Source organism: Inquilinus limosus, from assembly GCF_002195995.1.
Taxonomy (GTDB): Bacteria; Pseudomonadota; Alphaproteobacteria; order DSM-16000; family Inquilinaceae; genus Inquilinus; species Inquilinus limosus_C.
This window is the reverse complement of sequence record NZ_NHON01000087.1, coordinates 12,429-28,207: the sequence shown is the minus strand read 5'-3', so window position 1 is coordinate 28,207 and position 15,779 is coordinate 12,429. Positions and strand designations below refer to the sequence as shown.

Genomic DNA, 15,779 nt, shown 5'->3' with positions numbered 1-15,779 from the left:
GGCCAGGCCCAGCCCGGCCAGGAACGCCGCCAGCATCACCAGGTTGAACTTGACCCGAAGCGTCATGGCGTCACTGCCCGAGATTCAGCAGCTTGGCGATCTGGATCTGCGTCAGCACGCCGCTCGACGGGTCGCCGATCTCAGCCCCGCGGATCAGCAGCAGCCGATCGTCCCGGAGGCTTCGGCCTCGCAAGGCGAGGCGGCCGCGCCGGCGGCTCCTGCGGCCGCGGCTCCGGTCCAGGCGACCCAGCCGCCGGCGCGGCCGACCAGCTCGCGGTCCGGCCGCATCCAGGCGGCGCTGGCCCGCCGCGGCTTCTACAGCGGGCCGGTCAGCGGCCGCATGGACGGCAGGACGCGGGAGGCCATCGGCGACCCGTCGAGCGGCGTGCTGACGCAGATCCAGATCGCCAAGCTGCTGAATCTCGGGCAGTGACGCCATGACGCTTCGGGTCAAGTTCAACCTGGTGATGCTGGCGGCGTTCCTGGCCGGGCTGGGCCTGGCCGCGCTGTTCGTCAACGCCGCCAGCGAGCGCGAGGCACGGCGCGCGGTGCTGGCGGAGGCCGCGGCCATCATGGGCGCGGCCAAGGCCACGGTGCACTACACTGACACCCAGGTGGCGCCGCTGCTGACCCCGCAGATGAAGACCCAGTTCCTGCCGCAGAGCATCCCGTTCTTCGCCGCGCAGCAGACATTCGACCAGATGTCGAAGGAGTTCCCGGACTATGCCTTCCGTCAGCCCACGACCAACCCCACCAACCCGGCCGACAAGCCGGTGCCGTGGGAGGCCGACATCATCAAGGCGCTGCGGGCGCAGCCGGAGCTGGACCATCTGGTGACCGAGCGGGTGGGGGAGAATGGCGGGTCGATCCTGTCCTATTCGCAGCCGATCCGGGTCTCGAGCGAGAGCTGCCTCGCCTGCCATTCGACGCCGGAGGCAGCACCACCCTCGATGATCGACATCTACGGCCGCGACAACGGCTTCGGCTGGAAGCTCGGCGACACCATCGGGGCGCAGGTCGTGTCGGTGCCGGAGCGGGTGCCGCTGGCCCAGGCGCGGTCCAACCTCTATGTCGTCATGGGCGGGCTGACCATCATCTTCGCGGTGATGATGGTGCTGCTGAACCTGCTGCTGCACTTCTTCATCATCGTGCCGGTGCGGCGGATCTCGCGGCTGGCCGACGAGATCAGCCTGGGCAACATGGATGTGCCGGAATTCGCGACCTCGTCGCGCGACGAGATCGGGTCGCTGGCCATCTCCTTCAACCGCATGCGCCGCAGCCTGGTGACGGCGATGGGAATGCTGGGTGACTGACACCGCCGCCCTGCCGCTGCCCGACGCGATCGGACGGTTCCGGATCGAGGCGATGCTCGGCCGCGGCGCCATGGGCGTCGTCTACAAGGCCTATGACCCGCATATCGAGCGCGCGGTGGCGATCAAGCTGGTGCGGGCCGACCTGCTGGAGGGGGAGGACCGGGACGAGTATCTGCGGCGCTTCGGCAACGAGGCCAAGATCGCCGGCCGCTGCGTCCATCCGAACATCGTCGGCATCTACGACTACGCCGTGCACGAGGGCAACCCGTTCCTGGTGATGGAGTATGTCGAGGGCGTCAGCCTGAACCACGCCTTCCGGCGCGGCACCCAGGCCGGCCTGCCCGACGTCGTGCGCATCGCGCTGCAGGTGCTCGACGCGCTCGGCTACGCCCATGGCTTCGGCATCATCCACCGCGACATCAAGCCGGGGAACATCCTGCTGACCGCCGATGCCCGGCTGAAGGTCACGGATTTCGGCATCTCGCGGCTGACCTCGACCGATTCCACCCTGGGCGCGATGATGGTCGGCACGCCCAGCTACATGTCGCCCGAGCAGTGCCGCGGCGGCGCGATCGACCAGCGCTGCGACCTGTTCTCCCTGGGCTGCGTCCTGTACGAGCTGCTGGCCGGCGAACGTGCCTTCAGCAGCCTCAACTACACCGATGTCATCTACAAGCTGATCAACGCGCCGCATCCGCCGCTGCAGGACAAGCGGCCGGACCTGCCGCCGGCGCTGGTGCGGGTGGTCGACCGCGCCCTGGCCAAGCAGCCGGACGACCGCTTCGCCAGCGCCGAGGAGATGGCGGCGGCGCTGCAGGAGCTGTCCGACGGCGAGGCCCCGATCGGCGCGGGCGCCCCGGACCCGGCCGAGGCGGCCGATGATGGCGGAACCACCGTGGTGGTGTCGTCCTCGCCCGGCCGGGCGCCGCGTCCGCCGGAGCCGTCGCCGCCGACGCTCGGCACCTTCGGCGGGCTGGACGGCACATCCCTGTCGACGATCGAGCGCAGCCTGGCGCGCCATGTCGGCCCGATGGCGCGGATCCATCTGCGCCGCGCCATGCAGGATGCCCGCTCGCCGGACGAGCTGCTGGCCCTGCTGGGCGACCTGCTGCCGCCGGGCGACCTGCGCGACCGGTTCGTCAGCGACGCGCTGCAGGCGATGGCCGAGCGGCCGGGCGGCGGCAGCCTGGGGGCGCAGCAGGCGGCGGAGTCGGCCTCGCAGGCCTCCCTGCCGGGACAGCCGGGTGCGGCGGCAGAGGCGGTGGCGGCGGTGACGCGGGCCCTGGCCCATTCGGCCGGGCCGGTGGCGCGGCTCCTGGTCAAGCGCGCCCTCTCCCAGGCGGTGACGCTCGACCAGCTCCGCGAGGCCTGCCTCGCGCTGATTGGCGACGCGGCGGAGCGCGAGCGGTTCCAGGAGATGCTGGACGGCCTGCCTTATCCGGGTTCGCTCCCGGTCTCGGTCCGCGACCTGTCCGGGGACGCGGGATGATCGACGGATTTCAGGAGAGATGGAATGCCGGCTGACGGCCGCAACGAGCCGATGCTGCTGCTCACCTCGCCGCTCGGCGACGACACGCTGCCGGTGCAGCAGGGCACGTTGCACGCGATCGAACTGGATGCGGTCGAGGAGCTGAGCCGCCCCTACGAGCTGACGCTCACCGTCGTCTCCACCGAGCGCAGCATCCGGCCGCAGGAGCTGCTGTACCAGCCGGTCGGGCTGACCGTCCGGCGCATCCCCCGCGGCGGCGACACGGCGGACGGAACGACCCGCCCGCCCGAGGATCGCTTCTTCCACGGCGTGGTCCGCAGGATGGAGGCGATCGGCCTGGCGCGGCGCGACCGCTGGACCTATCGGCTGGAGGTGGTGCCGCGGCTGTGGTTCCTCGCCCAAGCCGAGGACAGCCGGATCTTCCAGGCCATGACCGCGCAGGAAATCCTGCAGACGATCTTCGCCGAGCACGGGGTCCAGCCGGTCGAGTTCCGGATCTACCGCAGCAACCCCGTCCGCGAATACACCACCCAGTACAACGAGACCGACCTGGCCTTCGCCCAGCGGCTGCTGCAGGAGAGCGGCTGGTTCTACTTCTTCGAGCACACCAAGACGTCCCACACCCTGGTGATCACCGACGGCAACGAGGCGTTCAAGCCGGTCACCGTGCCGTCGCACTGGGTGATCCATGAGGGCAACAACTTCGACGTCCTCGACCGCTGGGAGGAGACGCATTCGACCGCCCATGGCGAGGTCTGGCTGCAGGATTACGACCCGACCAAGCCGACCACGCCGGTCGACGGGCGGGAGGACACGACGCTGCCGATCGCCGGCGCGTCCCGCCGCGAGGTCTACAACTGGCCGGCGGCGACCATGGACAACCAGGTGGCGGCCGACCGGGCCAAGTTCCGGATCCAGCATGCCGAGGTGGTGTCGGCCCTGACCCACAGCCACGGCTATGACCATGAATTCGCCCCGGGCCGCCGCTTCACCCTGGCGCGCGACCCCTTCACCCGGGCGGAGGGGATCGAGCACGCCCTGCACTCGGTCCGCCACAAGGCCAGCGACGACAGCTGGATCGCCGGCGCCGCGATCGCGAGCTACGAGAACGACTTCACCTGCTTCCTGCAGAAGACGCCGTGGCGCGACGACGCCCGCAACACCCGCCCGGTGATGGCCGGAATCTTCCCGGCGATCGTGCTGGGCAATGACGGCGAGGAGATCCACGCCGACCCGCTGGGGCGGATCAAGGTCCGGCTGATGTTCGACCACCGCAAGGACACGGTGGCCGGCAAGGCGATCTGGGTCCGGGTGATCCAGCCCTGGGCCGGCAACAGCTGGGGCTGGCAGCACCTGCCGCGGGTCGGCACCGAGGTCGCCGTCTCCTTCATGAGCGGCGATCCGGACAACCCGGTGGTGGTGGGCGGCGTCTACAACGAGGTGATGCAGCCGGTCTTCCCGGTGCCGTCGGAGCAGACCAAGAGCGGCCTGCGCACCCGGTCGACCCTGCGCGGCGGCACCCAGGACTTCTCCGAGTTCTCGATCGACGACAGGAAGGGGCAGGAGCTGGTGTTCCTGCACGCCCAGAAGGACCATCAGGTCGAGGTCGAGAACGACGAGACGGTCACCATCCACCGCAACCAGACGGTGACCAGCGAGACCGGCTCGATCACCATCAGCGCCATGCAGTCGATCACGCTGCAGGTCGGGGCCAGCAGGATCGTCCTGACCCCGGGGTCGATCTCGATCATCGCTCCGGCGGTCAGCGTCACCAGCGAGGCGGCGATGAGCCTCACGGCCGGCGCGGCCATGCAGATGACCGTCGGCGCGGCGCTGAACATGACGATCGGGGCGGCCTGGCTGGCCACGGTGACCGGCACCATCACCTTCGAGACCGCGCTCTTCATCGCGCCGATCCCGGTCCCGGTCGCGCCCTGATCGGAGGCTGGAGCGGAATGAGTTTAGGTCAGATCGTCAGCCCCTTGAACGAAGGCGCTGATTTTTGCCTCTCCCGCTTGCGGGAGAGGTCGGAGACGCGAAGCGGCTCCGGGTGAGGGGAGTTGGTCGAGGACTCGGCCAGCCCTCACCCGGTCTCGCTACGCGAGCCCGGCCTCTCCCGCGTCCGGCGGGAGAGGCAACCAAGACGCTCGACATTCTGCCAGATCTGCTCGGATGCCCTGACGTGACCCGAGCTCAATTCATCCCGCTCTAGGCCGCGGCGCCGGCCCTTTCCCGCTCACGGAACCGCGCGGTCCTCAGCACGGCGGCGACATTGGTTGAGCTGAGCGGCCGGCGGACGACCTCGAACACCCCGGCGGCGGCCAGCGCGTCGGCATCGATCCGCTCGCTCGACGGCAGGGCCAGCAGGATCGGCAGCCGCGGCGCGGCCTCGTGCAGCGCGGCGGCGAGATCGAGCGCTTCCTGGGCGGAGGAGCCGTGGCTCACGATCAGGACGTCGAACCGGTCCGGCGATTCCCGGCAGGCGGCCAGCGCGTCGGCGCCGTTGCTGAAGCCGATCGGCTCATAGCCGAGGGCGGCCAGCATCTCCTCGTCCCGCAGCATCAGCTTGCGGTCGCCCTCGACCAGCAGCACCGCCTCGCCGCGCCCCAGCATCGAGGCGGCGACGGGGGCCTCCGGCGCGTCCTCGACGATGCAGGGCAGCCAGACGGCGAAGCGGCTGCCCTCGCCGGGCCGGGTCCAGACGTCGATCGCGCCGCCATGCTCCTGCACGATCTCGCGGACCGTCGCCAGACCCAGGCCGTTGCCGTCCTGGCGCGAGGTGAAGAAGGGCTCGAACAGCCGGCCCAGGGTCTCGGTGTCGATGCCGCGGCCCGCGTCGCTGACGGCAATGCGGACATGGCGGCCCGGCATCAGCGAGCCATGGCTCAGGGCCTGCGCCTGCACGACGTCGTGCAGCCCGACGTCGAGGCCGATGCGGCCGGCCCCGTCCATCGCCTGCGCCGCGTTGTTGCACAGGTTCAGGATCACCTGCTGGATCTGCGCGGCCTCGCCGGCGACCATCGCGGCGTGATCCTCCTGTCCCAGGACGAGCTCCACCCCCGGCGGCAGCGAGGCGCGCAGCAGCGAGGCGGCCTCGACGACCAGGGCATGCATGTCGACCGGCCGGCTGGGCGCGGCGCGGCGCCGGCCATAGGCCAGGATCTGGCCGATCAGGTCGCGCGCCCGCTCGCCCGCGCGGCAGATTCCACGCAGGTGGCGGGCCGCCCGTTCCCCGGACCCGATCTCGGCCTCCGCCATCTCGGTGTAGCCGAGGATGGCGCCGACGATGTTGTTGAAGTTGTGGGCGATGCCGCTGGCCAGCGCGCCGACGGTCTCCATCCGGCGGCCCTGCTGCAGCCGCTCCTCCAGCCGGCTTCGCTCGCGCTCGAGATGGTCGCGCCCGACGGCGTTGGCGATGGCGTCGAAGGCCGTGCGCAGCAGGCCGAGCTGGTCCGGGCGGATCATGCGCGACGGCGGCAGCGCGTCGAAGCCCATGATGTCGGTCGCGCCGTCGCCGCTGCGGCTGGCGACGCAGGCCCAGCCGTCCAGCCCGGCGGCGGCGAGAGCATCGCGGGCCGGCCCGGCCGGCAGCCGGGCGACGTGCCGGACATGGATCAGGCCGTCCGCCGTCCGGTCGAAGCCGGCCGAAAGCGCCGGCGCCGCTTCCGGCCAGCCCGGGGGGCAGTCGGCGCCTGCACGGCTCCAGACATGGTGCCGGCGGGCCGCGCCGCCGAACAGGACATAGGCCCGGTCGGCGCCGACATGGGCCGCCAGCTGGGCCAGGGCCTGCTCGATCTGCGCCCCGACCTGCGGCCGCCGGGCGGTGATCAGGCGCGTGGAGATGCCGGCGATCAGGTGCTCGAAGGCGGCGCGGCGCCGCAGCGACATGGCCCGCGCCCGCAGCTGCAGCCCGGCATGGATCAGCAGCCCGAGCAGGATGACCGAGACGCCGTATTGCAGGACCCGGAACGATCGCGCGGTCTCGCGCGAAGCCATCTGGTGGTCCAGCACGACGCTGCGGATCGCCGTCTGTTCCCGGCTGGTCGGCAGGGCGAACAGCGTCTTCAGCACGCCGTCGGTCGCCGGCAGCAGGTCGTGCAGCAGCCGGCCATGCGCCAGCAGCGCCCGCAGCGATGCCGCGTCGCCCGACGGCGGCGGGCGGGCGCCCAGCGCCTCCAGCCGGTCCTGCACGTCGCGGGCGATGGTCGGGGAGGTGTCGAGGGTCAGGCGCAGCATGGCGGCGGCCAGCGAGCCGACATCGGCCGCCAATGCGCGGTCGCCGTCCGTGGCGCCGAGGCGGGAGCCCAGCACGCCGAAATAGGCCAGCGAGTTCTGCAGCAGGGCGTTCTTGCTCTTGAAGTCCTCGACCAGCTCGTCCTGCCGCACCATCAGGGCGTTGAGATCGGCGACCGCCGCGGCGATGCGCGGATCCACCGTCGCGACCTCGTCCAGGCGGCCCATCAGCTCGCGCAGGGCGGCGCCGTCGCGGACCAGCGGATCATAGTTGCGCAGCAGCCCCGCGCGGGTGGCCAGGATGTCGCGGCGCAGCGCGTTCTGGGTCATCGAGACGTCGTCGAGCGTGCCGAGGGCGCGGTCGAAGGTCTCCGCCCCGATATTGGTGCTGCCCACCAGGAGCCAGGTGAGCAGCAGGAGCATCAGCGGCACCGCCGCCAGGGTCGGGGTGATCCTCATGGCGCCGTGACCGGATGGCCCTTATACGTCCCGGTCAGCGACCGCAGGAAGGCGGTGATGGCCGAGACCTGCGGGTCCGACAGGGTCCGGTCGAGCTGGGCCAGGGCCATGTTCCGCACGGCTTCGTCGAGGGTGGCGGCGCTGCCGTCATGGAAATACGGCGCCGTCGTCGCGATGTTGCGCAGGCTGGGAACCCGCAGGATCGCCGGGTCCGGCGAGGCGAGGGGATGGAAGATCCCGTGCCGCTGGAACAGGTTGCCGCCGATATTGACGCCCTGGTGGCAGGAGACGCAGCCGAGCGACTTGAACAGCCGGTATCCGTCCTGCGCCTCGGCCGTCAGGGCGCCGGGGTCGCCCTGCAGCCAGCGATCGAACGGGCTGCCGGGGGTGAGCAGCGAACGTTCGAAGGTGGCGATCGCATCCAGCAGGGATGCGCGGTCCGGCCCGGCGCCATAGGCCTCCTGGAAGCGCGCGACCATGTCCGGGTCGTTCCGCAGCCTGCCGAGAACGGCGTCGATGCTGGTCCCCATGATGTCGGGGCTTTCGAGCGACGACGCGGCCTGCGCCTCGAGGGTGCGGAAGCCGCCGGCCCAGTCGAGCCGGAAGCTGAGCGCGGCGTTGAACACCGTGCTGGTGTTGAAGCGCAGCGGCATCCCGTCGAGGGTCGTGTCGCGCCGGTTGCCGTCGGCGCCGTTGGTGTGCGGGTCGTGGCAGGACGAGCAGGCGCGCTGGCCGTCGCGCGACAGGCGCGGATCGTCGAACAGGCGCTCACCCAGCGCGACCCTGAGCGGGTCGGCGGCGGGCGGCGGCGGGATCGGGGTGATCGGCTCCTGCTCGGCCGCCTGCGGCGGAAACGGGGCCGCCGGCTCCAACACCTGCGCGGGGATCCCGGCGGTGGCGAGCAGCAGCGCCGGGAGCAGGCCGCAGGCGGCGATCCGGCACCGGAGGGCGGTCATGTCGGAATGCGGGGCACGCGGCTGTCCTCGGCGTCGGGATGGCGGATCAAGGCTCGACGATCCGGACGGGCTTACAGCTTTTCCACGGCCAGGGAGAAGACATAGCCGACGCCGCGCTCGGTCCGGATGACGCGCGGCGCGCTGGGGTCGGCCTCCAGCTTCCGCCGCAGCCGCAGCACCTGTACGTCGATGGTCCGGTCGAAGACGTCCTCATGCATGCGCGTGGCCTGCAGCAGGTGCTCGCGCGACAGGGGGCGCTGCGGCGCCTCCAGGAAGGCGGCGAGCAGCGCGTATTCGCCCTTGGTCAGCGCGACGGTGCTGCCGCCCGGGTCGGTCAGGCGCCGCAGCCGGCGGTCGAGCTGCCATCCGCCGAAGCGGAAGCGGCCATGCTGCCGGTCGCGCTGCGGGGCCTGGCGCTCGGCCTCCCGCCGCCGCAGCACGGCGCGGATGCGGGCCAGCAGCTCGCGCAGCCCGAAGGGCTTGGTCATGTAGTCGTCGGCGCCGAGCTCCAGCCCGACCACGCGGTCGATCTCGTCCTGCCGATGGCCGGTGGTGATGATGACCGGCAGGTCGGAGCGCGACCTTAGGTCGCGCAGCAGGTCCAGCCCGTCCTCCCGGCCGAGGCGCAGGTCGAGGAGCACCAGGTCCGGCTCGCCATGGGACAGCTGCCGGGCCATGTCCTGCCCGCCGGCGACGGAGACGGCGCGGATGTCATGGTTCTCGAGATAGTCGACGATCATGTGCCGCATGGCGGGATCGTCGTCGACGACCAGGACGGAGACTGGCTGACTGCTGGCGATGTTCATGTCGACAACCATGGCTTCGGGCTCGGCAATCGTGATCGGGCGCGTGGCCGACCATCGATCGATGCATCCTCAGGTTCGGACCGAGCGACACATCCGTTTCATATGGTGATCGACATGTTGCCGATGACCGCTGTCACAGATGGTCAGCCATGTCGTTTCTTTCAGGGGGGATGCCGGTCCTCGGGTGGTTACAGCCGTAACCGGCGTCAGCGCCTCCGGTCCCGGGCGGCGAGGGCCCGGGCGGAAGGCAGGGACAGGCTCGCCATGTCGCGGGCGGCCAGGTCGGGACAGGCCGCGGCGGCCAGCCGGGTGAGGACATCGCCCGGTGGCATCTCCAGGAACAGCGTCGCCCCGTGCTCGGCCATCAGCGTGACATCGTCGGCCCAGCGCACCGGATGGGCCAGGTTGGTCGCCAGCTCCTCGCGCACCGCGGCGGCGTCGCGCAGCATCCGGCCCCGCCGGTTGCCGGCATAGAGGATGGTCGGCGCCGCGATCGGCACCGCCTCGGCCTCCGCCGCCAGTGCCGTGGCGGCGTCCTGCATCAGCGGACAGTGCGACGGCACCGCCACGGCCAGCCGCTCCGCCCGCCGCGCCCCGGCCTGCCGCGCGGCCGTGACCGCGCGATCCAGCGCGGCGTCGGCGCCGCTCAGCGCGAACTCCGCCGGCCCATTGAGATTGGCGAGGTAGAGCGGCGCTCCGGCCGCGGCGATGATCGCCTCGACCCGGCGCTGCGGCAGCCCAGTGACCGCGGCCATGCCGAACCCGGCCGGGCAGGCCTGTTCCATCAGCCGGGCCCGGCGGTCGACCAGGCGCAGCGCGTCGGCGAATCCGACCGCCCCGGCCGTCACCGCGGCGGCGAAGGACCCGATCGATAGGCCGGCGGCCATGGCCGGGGTGACGCCCGCCGCCGCCAGGGCCCGGGCCGTGGCGACGCCGGCGACCAGCAGCCCGAGCTGCACCGCCACCGTCGACCGCAAGGCGGTCTCCCCGTCCAATGCCAGCACGTCCTGCCCCAGCACGGCGCTTGCCTCCTGCAGCGTCGCGGCCACCGCCGGATGGTCCGGCAGCCGGTGCAGGAAGCCGGGGCTCTGCGCCCCCTGTCCGGGAAACAGGAAGGCGAGGCTCATGCGGGCTCGGCCCAGGGATCGCGGACCAGCCGCGGCCCGACCGGGGTCTTCACCGCGATCGGCCCCCCCGTGGCGATCTCGGCCAGGCTGCAGGCGCCCGGCGGCGTCTCCACGGCGACGTCGATCCGGGCCGGCAGCGCCGCCAGCAGACGGCCGGCCTCGCTGCGGCGGATCCGGTGCGGCGCGCTCAGGACGATGTCGAGGTCGCTGTCCCGATGCGCGGCGGGATATCCGGTGGCGAGCTCGAAGCCGATGCTTCCGGCCGGGCCCCAGCGCCAGCCGTCCAGCAGGGCCGCGACGGCGTCGAGGGCGGCCAGCGCCGGCACCTCGGCCCGGCGGGGATGGACCTGCCAGGCCCGCGCGGCGGCCAGATCCTCCGGCGTCCGGCGGTCGATGATTGCGGCGGGGGACAGCCAGGCGGCGCAGCGTTCGGCGCGGCTGGCGCCGCGGATGCCGACCGGCAGCAGACCCTCGAAAGGCGGCGCCCGGCGCAGCACCACCCATGGCGCCGCCGCCAGCGATGCGACGGCCCAGCCGGGCAGGTCGCGGACCAGTTCGGTGAGGGCCGCCGGGTCGATCCGCAGCAGATCGTGGGGTTGGAATGGCGTGGTAAGCGAAACCTTTTCAGACTCCCCAATACCGTCATTGCGAGCGCAGCGAAGCAATCCAGGGCCAGTGCGAACCGGCCCCTGGATGGATTCGTCGGCTTCGCCTCCTCGCAATGACGGCAGGAGCGGGAGAGGCCGCGTGCTCTTCCCGGCCTCGATCATCTCACGCCGCATCCCATTGCTCGGCCAGCCGCCGGCGCACCTCGATCGAGGCGGGCCGGCCCTGCAGCGCCGCCGCGGAGGTCAGGCGGGAGGACAGGTCGCGCTGGCCGGAGCTGCGGATATCGGCCACCGCCGCCGCCAGCTCGGCCCGCACCCGCTCGACATCCGCGGTGGCTGGCGCGTCGGCCCCGACGCCCTCGATCAGCCGGTGCAGCAGGCCGAGGCCGGCATAGGCGCGGATGCCGTAGGCCATCGGCGGCACCTGCTCGCCCAGCCGGTCCAGCTCGGCGACGGTGCGGCGGGTGACGCGTGCGGCGGCCTCGCGGCCCATGGCGTGGACCAGCACGCCGTCATCGGCCAGCGCCAGGATGCGGTTGGCCTGGTAGCCATGGGCCAGGAAGGCGCCGGACATCGCCTTGCCGACCAGCAGCGCCACCACCGGATGGCCGGCCAGCCGGGCCGCCGCGTAGGCGTCGGCGGCCGCGGCGCAGGCCAGGTGGATGCCCAGCATCTCCTCCTGCCGTCCATAGGCCTGGCTGGTGACGTCGACCAGGGCGACGATCGGGCGCCTGGCGCCGTCCCGGTCGGCCTCGATGATCTCGCGGATGGCGGCGGCCAGGCCCCAGCCCTCCTCCAGCCCGACCTCGCCCTGCCGGGCCCGCGGGAAGCGGTTGGCCGGATCGGGCACCACCGCGATGAAGCGCGCGGCCTCGCCGCCCAGCGGCGCGTCGGCGGCCAGCACGGTCGACGTGTCCTCGACTGCAGTTCCCGGTCCAGCCAGGGCCGAGAGCCAGATGCGGCCTCGGCTGTCGGATGATGTTGTCGTGCTCATGACACGCTCTCCTCGCCCCACAGGCCGCGCAACTGCTCCGGCGTCGGCGGCGCGGCCGGGTCGATCGCCGCCAGCCGCGCCCGGTACAGGTCGACCGCGGCGCTGCGATAGGTCCCGGTCACGCCGGCGGCGAAGGCGGCGCGCACGGCCGCGGCGATCGCGCCGGCATCATCCGCGACCAGCGCGTCGACGAAGCCGGCTTCCCGGCGCTGCTCGCCGCCGATCAGGCTCCAGATCAGCTTGCGGTCGGAGGAGTCCAGCTCCTCGATCCCGGCCTCCTGCTCGATCACCTCCGGCCCGTTCATGCCGAGGCGGGCCTGGCGGGTGACGATCAGCGTGCTGCACAGCGCCGCCGCCAGCGACATGCCGCCGAAGCAGCCGACCATGCCGGAGACCACGCCGACCACCGGCACGCGCGGGCGGAGGGCGAGGATCCCGGCCTGGATCTCGGCGATCACGGCCAGGCCCAGATTGGCCTCCTGCAGCCGCACGCCGCCGGTCTCGAACAGGATCACCGGCCGGGTCGGGATGCCGCGCTCATGATCGGCCAGCGCCCGCTCCAGCGCGCCGGCGATCTTGGCGCCGCCGACCTCGCCCATGCTGCCGCCCTGATAGGCGCTCTCGATCGCGGCGACGACGGCCGGCTGCCCGTCGATGCGGCCGCGGGCCAGCACCACCCCGTCATCGGACTGGGTGGGGATGCCCTGCAGCGGCAGCCAGGGCGAGACCAGCCGGTCGAACGGGCCCAGGATCTCGCGGACGCTGCCCTCGTCCAGCAGCGCCCGGGCGCGGTCGCGGGCGGTCCGCTCGATGAAGCTGTTGCGCGGGGTGATGGCGTTCATGACTTGGTGGCCTCCACCGCCTGTTCCAGGCGCAGCGCCACCATGCCGGGCGTGGCGCCGAAATCATTGATCTCGACCGAGGCGGCGACGCCGTGCCGGGCGATGAAGCGATCCAGCACCGCCTGCCACACCGCGCCATAGCCGTCGACGCTGGTGGTGACGCGGATATGGGCCTGGCCGTCCGGCGAGGGCTCGATCAGCACCTCGAGATTGCCGGAGCCGACGACGCCGACATGGGCGCGCCGCGGCACGGGCGTGGTGGCGGGGTAGTCGAAGCTCAGGCGTTCCATGATGCGAAGCTCCGGTCGATACGGTCCAGGAACAGGGCGGCGGCCAGCAGGTCCGCCGAGCCGCCGGGCGACACCCAGCGGGCGAGAAGATCGGCGTCGAGCGCCTGCAGCGCGGCACGCCCGGCCGGGGTGGCGGTGCCGCCGGCCGCCAGCACGGCGCGGGCGCCGGACTGGGCTGCTTCGAGGGCCGGGCGGCCGCCGCGATGCAGCAGGCAGGTGTCGTCCAGCGACGCCATCACCGCCAGCAGCGCGTCCAGCTGCGCCTCGGTCTCGGCGGCGCCGGCGGCGCGGCTCGCACGCAGCGCGGGCAGGGCGATGGCGACGACATGCGGGAAGCCTGTCTGCGCCTCGCCGCGGGCGCCGGCGGCGCCATGCGCCTGCCGCACCTGCTCGCCATGGCTCGAAGACTGCGGCGCGAACCGGTCGGGCCAGCGGGCGATCGCGGCGGCCGTGGCGGCGATGCGGCGGGGACCGGCCGGGCCGGCGATCACCGTCCCGGCCAGCAGCAGACCCAGCGCCCAGATCGCGCCGCGATGGGCGTTGCTGCCGCCGGTCGCCGCCATCATCCGGACCTCGCCGACGCGGCCGATCGCGGCCAGATCCTCACGCAGCGCCTGGTCCGGCTGGCGGCCCCGGGCGGCCTCGGCCATGGCGCGGAAGGCCGGGCGCAGCGAGCGGGCGGAGCGGCGCAGCGTCTCCAGGTCAAGGTCGCGATGCGCGCCGGGGCCGCGCCGGTCGACCAGCCCGGGCTTCGGCGTCAGCTCCGCCTCCTCGATCAGTGCCCAGGCGGCGAGATCGGCGAGGGCGTCGGGGTTGAGGATGACGGAGAGATCCGGCTCTTTGATCGTCATCGCGAGGAGCGAAGCGACGTGGCGATCCAGCGGCACGATTCCTGGATTGCCGCGCCCCTTCGGGGCTCGCAATGACGGATCAGGCTTTGCGATCACGCCCATCGCCGGTCACCAGCTGCGGAACCGGGCCGGCGGGCGGTACAGACCGCCGGACCAGTCCACCAGGTCGTCGATCGAGCGCGCCGCCAGCAGCGAGCGGTTGGCCTGCAGCCGGCTGACGCCGAGATCCTCGGGATAGGCGACGATGCCGCGGGACCGCAGGTCGGCGGTCCGCTTCGCCTCCGCCCGCCGGCCGATCCCGGTGGCGCCGGCCACGGCGGCGATGGCGGCGCGCCGCTCCTCGCCGCCCTCGGCCTTGTAGAGATAGGCGATGCCCTCCTCGGTCACGACATGGGAGACATCGTCGCCATAGATCATCACCGGGGCCACCGGCATGCCGCTGTTGCGGCCGACCTCGACCGCGTCCAGCGTTTCGACGAAGGCCGGCACGCCGCCCGACTTGAAGGTCTCGACCGTCTGCACCACCAGCTTGCGGCCGCGGGCGACCGGCGCCTTCGAGGTCATCAGGCTCAGCCAGGCGTCGCTGGCATGGCGGCGGCCGCGCGGGTCGTGGCCCATGTTCGGCGCGCCGCCGAACCCGGCCAGCCGCCCCAGCGTGACGGTGGAGGAGTTGCCGTCCGCATCCATCTGCAGGGTCGAGCCGATGAACAGGTCGACGCCGTACTGGCCGGCCAGCTGGCAGAACACGCGGTTCGACCGCAGGCTGCCGTCGCGGCCGACGAAGAAGATGTCCGGCCGGGCACGGATATACTCCTCCATCCCGACCTCGCTGCCGAAGCAGTGCACGCTCTCGACCCAGCCGCTCTCGATCGCCGGGATCAGCGTCGGATGCGGGTTCAAGGCCCAGTTGCGGCAGATCTTTCCCTTGAGCCCCAGGCTCTCGCCATAGGTCGGCAGCAGCAGCTCCACCGCCGCGGTGTCGAAGCCGATGCCGTGGTTCAACGCGGTGACGCCGTGCCGCTCATAGATCCCGCGGATGATCATCATCCCCATCAGGATCTGCAGCTCGCCGATATGGCGCGGGTCGCGGGTGAACAGCGGCTCGACCGCGAAGGGCCGGTCGGCCTCGACCACGAAATCGACCCAGGAGGCGGGGATGTCGACCCGCGGCAGCTCGTCGACGATCTCGTTGACCTGCGCCACCACCACGCCGTGGCGGAAGGCCGTGGCCTCGACGATGGTCGGCGTGTCCTCGGTGTTGGCGCCGGTGTACAGGTTGCCGTGCCGGTCCGCCTTCTCGGCGCAGACCAGCGCCACCTGCGGCGTCAGGTCGACGAACATCCGGGCGTAGAGCTCGACATAGGTGTAGATCGCGCCGATCTCGAGCTTGCCATCCTCCAGCAGCTGCGCCACGCGCAGGCTCTGCGGCCCGGCGAAGGAGAAGTCGACCTTGCGGGCGATGCCGCGCTCGAACAGGTCGAGATGCTCGGGCCGGCCCAGGGTCGAGATCAGCAGGTGCAGGTCGTGCACCGCGGCGGGGTCGAGGGCGGCCAAAGCGCGGGACAGGAAATCCGCCTGCTTCTGGTTGTCGCCTTCCAGCGCCACGCGGTCGCCCGGCTCGATCAGCGCCGCCAGCGCGTCGCCGATCCGGGCCGGATCCAGGATCGGGCCGTCGGCGAAGGCGGCGGCGCGCTCCAGGCGCCTTTGCTTGCGGGCGGGCAGCGTCGACCAGGGCTGATCCATGGTGTGTCTCCGCAGCGGGTCGGATCGACGACTCAGTGTATACGAATGCCGTCTGTGTCCGGGAATAT

General features: G+C 72.1%; 14 protein-coding genes. 4 read left to right on the top strand and 10 right to left on the bottom strand.

Annotated elements, in window-relative coordinates:
• The 4 genes from BWR60_RS29380 to BWR60_RS29365 all read left to right on the top strand — a co-directional run.
• Positions 1-433, top strand: a 433-nt coding sequence (locus BWR60_RS29380) for a peptidoglycan-binding domain-containing protein (RefSeq protein ID WP_218823739.1), incomplete at its 5' end; no start/stop codon positions are given.
• Between the two features lie 4 nt (positions 434-437).
• Complete coding sequence (locus tag BWR60_RS29375; RefSeq protein WP_088155716.1) at positions 438-1,313, top strand: c-type heme family protein; 876 nt, start codon at positions 438-440, stop codon at positions 1,311-1,313.
• Positions 1,306-2,802, top strand: a complete 1,497-nt coding sequence (locus tag BWR60_RS29370) for a serine/threonine-protein kinase (protein ID WP_088155714.1) — start codon at positions 1,306-1,308, stop codon at positions 2,800-2,802. Before BWR60_RS29375 ends, BWR60_RS29370 begins: the two co-directional genes overlap by 8 nt.
• 24 nt (positions 2,803-2,826) lie before the next feature.
• Entirely contained in the window at positions 2,827-4,740 is a 1,914-nt protein-coding gene (locus tag BWR60_RS29365) for a type VI secretion system Vgr family protein (RefSeq protein WP_088155712.1), read from the top strand.
• Positions 4,741-5,010: 270 nt separating this feature from the next.
• On the opposite strand, the gene BWR60_RS29360 is transcribed toward BWR60_RS29365, so the two are convergent.
• The 10 genes from BWR60_RS29360 to mdcA all read right to left on the bottom strand — a co-directional run bounded on the left by BWR60_RS29360 (position 5,011) and on the right by mdcA (position 15,711).
• Positions 5,011-7,494 carry a two-component system VirA-like sensor kinase gene (locus BWR60_RS29360; RefSeq protein WP_088155710.1) on the bottom strand — a complete coding sequence of 828 codons (2,484 nt, stop codon included), beginning with the start codon at positions 7,492-7,494 and terminating at the stop codon, positions 5,011-5,013.
• Positions 7,491-8,450: a cytochrome-c peroxidase gene (locus BWR60_RS29355; RefSeq protein ID WP_088155708.1), complete on the bottom strand. Its 960-nt coding sequence runs from the start codon at positions 8,448-8,450 to the stop codon at positions 7,491-7,493. Before BWR60_RS29355 ends, BWR60_RS29360 begins: the two co-directional genes overlap by 4 nt.
• A 71-nt stretch (positions 8,451-8,521) precedes the next feature.
• Positions 8,522-9,268: a response regulator gene (locus tag BWR60_RS29350; RefSeq protein WP_088155706.1), complete on the bottom strand. Its 747-nt coding sequence runs from the start codon at positions 9,266-9,268 to the stop codon at positions 8,522-8,524.
• 194 nt (positions 9,269-9,462) lie between these two features.
• Entirely contained in the window at positions 9,463-10,383 is a 921-nt protein-coding gene (gene mdcH / locus BWR60_RS29345; RefSeq protein ID WP_088155704.1) for a malonate decarboxylase subunit epsilon, read from the bottom strand.
• Positions 10,380-11,153 carry a malonate decarboxylase holo-ACP synthase gene (locus BWR60_RS29340; RefSeq protein WP_088155702.1) on the bottom strand — a complete coding sequence of 258 codons (774 nt, stop codon included), beginning with the start codon at positions 11,151-11,153 and terminating at the stop codon, positions 10,380-10,382. The genes mdcH and BWR60_RS29340 overlap by 4 nt, the downstream gene beginning before the upstream one ends.
• A gap of 1 nt (position 11,154) precedes the next feature.
• The gene (gene mdcE / locus BWR60_RS29335) at positions 11,155-11,985 is read right to left on the bottom strand and encodes a biotin-independent malonate decarboxylase subunit gamma (RefSeq protein WP_088155700.1); all 831 of its coding nucleotides are present in this window, start codon (positions 11,983-11,985) and stop codon (positions 11,155-11,157) included.
• Entirely contained in the window at positions 11,982-12,827 is an 846-nt protein-coding gene (locus tag BWR60_RS29330; protein ID WP_088155698.1) for a biotin-independent malonate decarboxylase subunit beta, read from the bottom strand. Before BWR60_RS29330 ends, mdcE begins: the two co-directional genes overlap by 4 nt.
• Entirely contained in the window at positions 12,824-13,117 is a 294-nt protein-coding gene (locus BWR60_RS29325) for a malonate decarboxylase subunit delta (RefSeq protein ID WP_088155696.1), read from the bottom strand. Before BWR60_RS29325 ends, BWR60_RS29330 begins: the two co-directional genes overlap by 4 nt.
• Positions 13,105-13,968 (bottom strand): triphosphoribosyl-dephospho-CoA synthase, encoded by an 864-nt coding sequence (locus BWR60_RS29320; protein WP_088155694.1) that lies wholly within the window; start codon positions 13,966-13,968, stop codon positions 13,105-13,107. The genes BWR60_RS29325 and BWR60_RS29320 overlap by 13 nt, the downstream gene beginning before the upstream one ends.
• A gap of 108 nt (positions 13,969-14,076) precedes the next feature.
• Positions 14,077-15,711: a malonate decarboxylase subunit alpha gene (gene mdcA, locus BWR60_RS29315; protein ID WP_088155693.1), complete on the bottom strand. Its 1,635-nt coding sequence runs from the start codon at positions 15,709-15,711 to the stop codon at positions 14,077-14,079.
• Positions 15,712-15,779 lie beyond the last annotated feature (68 nt).

Excerpts from the sequence above, each read along its gene's own strand:
- BWR60_RS29375 (WP_088155716.1), top strand. The coding sequence starts at position 438 with ATGACGCTTCGGGTCAAGTTCAACCTGGTGATGCTGGCGGCGTTCCTG.
- BWR60_RS29365 (WP_088155712.1), top strand. The coding sequence starts at position 2,827 with ATGCCGGCTGACGGCCGCAACGAGCCGATGCTGCTGCTCACCTCGCCG.
- BWR60_RS29360 (WP_088155710.1), bottom strand. The coding sequence starts at position 7,494 with ATGAGGATCACCCCGACCCTGGCGGCGGTGCCGCTGATGCTCCTGCTG.
- BWR60_RS29355 (WP_088155708.1), bottom strand. The coding sequence starts at position 8,450 with ATGACCGCCCTCCGGTGCCGGATCGCCGCCTGCGGCCTGCTCCCGGCG.
- BWR60_RS29350 (WP_088155706.1), bottom strand. The coding sequence starts at position 9,268 with ATGGTTGTCGACATGAACATCGCCAGCAGTCAGCCAGTCTCCGTCCTG.
- mdcH (WP_088155704.1), bottom strand. The coding sequence starts at position 10,383 with ATGAGCCTCGCCTTCCTGTTTCCCGGACAGGGGGCGCAGAGCCCCGGC.
- BWR60_RS29340 (WP_088155702.1), bottom strand. The coding sequence starts at position 11,153 with ATGATCGAGGCCGGGAAGAGCACGCGGCCTCTCCCGCTCCTGCCGTCA.
- mdcE (WP_088155700.1), bottom strand. The coding sequence starts at position 11,985 with ATGAGCACGACAACATCATCCGACAGCCGAGGCCGCATCTGGCTCTCG.
- BWR60_RS29330 (WP_088155698.1), bottom strand. The coding sequence starts at position 12,827 with ATGAACGCCATCACCCCGCGCAACAGCTTCATCGAGCGGACCGCCCGC.
- BWR60_RS29325 (WP_088155696.1), bottom strand. The coding sequence starts at position 13,117 with ATGGAACGCCTGAGCTTCGACTACCCCGCCACCACGCCCGTGCCGCGG.
- BWR60_RS29320 (WP_088155694.1), bottom strand. The coding sequence starts at position 13,968 with ATGACGATCAAAGAGCCGGATCTCTCCGTCATCCTCAACCCCGACGCC.
- mdcA (WP_088155693.1), bottom strand. The coding sequence starts at position 15,711 with ATGGATCAGCCCTGGTCGACGCTGCCCGCCCGCAAGCAAAGGCGCCTG.